At 72.9% G+C, this 1,721-nt stretch carries 2 protein-coding genes; both read right to left on the reverse strand.

The features are described 5' to 3' along the window. Positions 1–1,033 (reverse strand): glycosyltransferase (locus tag N798_RS15745; RefSeq protein ID WP_052117451.1); only part of this gene is annotated, 1,033 nt, incomplete at its 3' end. Positions 1,034–1,037: 4 nt separating this feature from the next. Continuing rightward, the coding region (locus N798_RS15750) for an ABC transporter ATP-binding protein (RefSeq protein WP_035950394.1) at positions 1,038–1,721 on the reverse strand (684 nt) is incomplete at its 5' end.

The following is a 1,721-nucleotide window of genomic DNA, read 5'->3' on the forward strand; positions in this document are numbered from 1 at the left end:
CGCTGAGCACGCCCTCGCGCCAGGCTCGGGCCGCGGCCCGACGGGCCGGCAGGTCGGATCCCTCCACCTGCCACGCCCGCAGCTGGTCGGCGACCGCGTCCGCGGCACCCTCGCTCGGCACGACGACACCGGCGCCCGAGGCGCGGACGAGCGCCGCCTGCCGTGGCAGGTCGGTGGCGATGACGGCGAGCCCTGAGCCGAGGTACTCGTGGAGCTTGCTCGGAAGGGCGTCGACGAAGGCCGGGGTCCGGTCGAGCAGCACGAGCCCGCACCACGCACCGCAGGCACGACGCCAGGCCTCCTGTGGCGGCCTGCGTCCCCAGAGGGTCACCCGGGAGCGCAGGTCACCCTCGTCGAGGCGCCGTTCGACCTCCGCCTCGTCCGAGGCCGCCACCGGCCCCACGATGTCGAGGTGCCACCCGGGCGCACCCCGAAGGGCGTCGAGCATCGTCCAGAGACCGCGCGAGCCACGGACGTCACCGACGTAGAGCGCCCGGGGCGTCGCGTCGGGCGCGGCCGGCTCGGGCAGCATCTGCAGGTCCGGCAGGTTCGTGACGACGAGCCGACGTGGGTGCACCTTCGGCGGGACGTGCTCGTCGGCGACGACGACGAGGTCCGCGCGCCGAGCGGCCGAGGTGGCGCTCTCGGCCAGCCCTCGGGCGACGCGGCCGCGCCACCCCCGAGCCCACGGACGGTCGCGCAGCAGGGCGGGGTAGTCCTCGTGGACGTCCGCGACGACCTTGCGGCCACGAGCCCGACCCACGGCCAGACAGGCGAGGAGCGAGTCGGGGTCGAGGGCGAGGAGGACACGCCCACGGGCGCGGACGGCATACGACCAGGCGAGGGCCGCGCGACGCGCGAAGGACCCCCTCGGAGCCGCGTGGACCACCTCGGCCTCCGGCGCGTCGGCGGGGTCGCCGAGACCGAGGACCTCGACGGTCAGCCCGTGCCGCCTCGCGGCCGCAACGAGGCGGTGGAGCCGTGCGTCGGCCACGTCGTGACCGCTGGTGACGAAGCTGACGTCGACCGCCACGCGGTCAGAGGTCCTCGAGGATGACAGCGGAGTCACCGACCTGGACGAACTTCGTGTATGCCGCGCAGACCTCTTCGGGTGTGCCGCGCATCATGAGCTCTCCCTTGTGCAGCCAGATGGCGTCGTTGCACAGCTGCTGGATCGAGGCCAGCGAGTGGCTGACGAGGAAGAACGCCCGCGCGCTCTCGCGCAGCTCGCCCATCTTGGCCGCGGCCTTGGTCTTGAAGGTCGCGTCACCGGCCGACAGCGCCTCGTCGATCATGAGGATGTCGGGGTCCATGTGCACCGCCACCGAGAACGCGAGACGGCTGTACATGCCCGAGCTGTAGGTGCGCATGGGGGCGTCGATGAACTCCTCGAGACCGGCGAACGCCGTGACGTCCTCGGCGCGCGCCTCGACCTGCGCACGGGAGAGCCCGCTGGCGAGGCCGCCGAGGATGATGTTCTCCCGCCCGGAGAGGTTGGCGTTGAAGCCGACGCCGAGCGAGAGCAACGGGCTGATCCGGCCGTTGACCTCGATCCGTCCCTTGTTGGGCGGGAGGATCCCGGCGAGGGCGCGCATGAGCGTCGACTTGCCGGCACCGTTGTTGCCGATGATCCCGAGGGCCGTGCCGTCGGGGACGTCGAAGGAGACGTCCTTGAGGGCCTCGATCTCGCGGATCGCCCGCTGGCCGCGACCGAAGCGGGT

It is taken from the genome of Knoellia flava TL1, from assembly GCF_000768675.1.
Lineage (GTDB): Bacteria > Actinomycetota > Actinomycetes > Actinomycetales > Dermatophilaceae > Knoellia > Knoellia flava.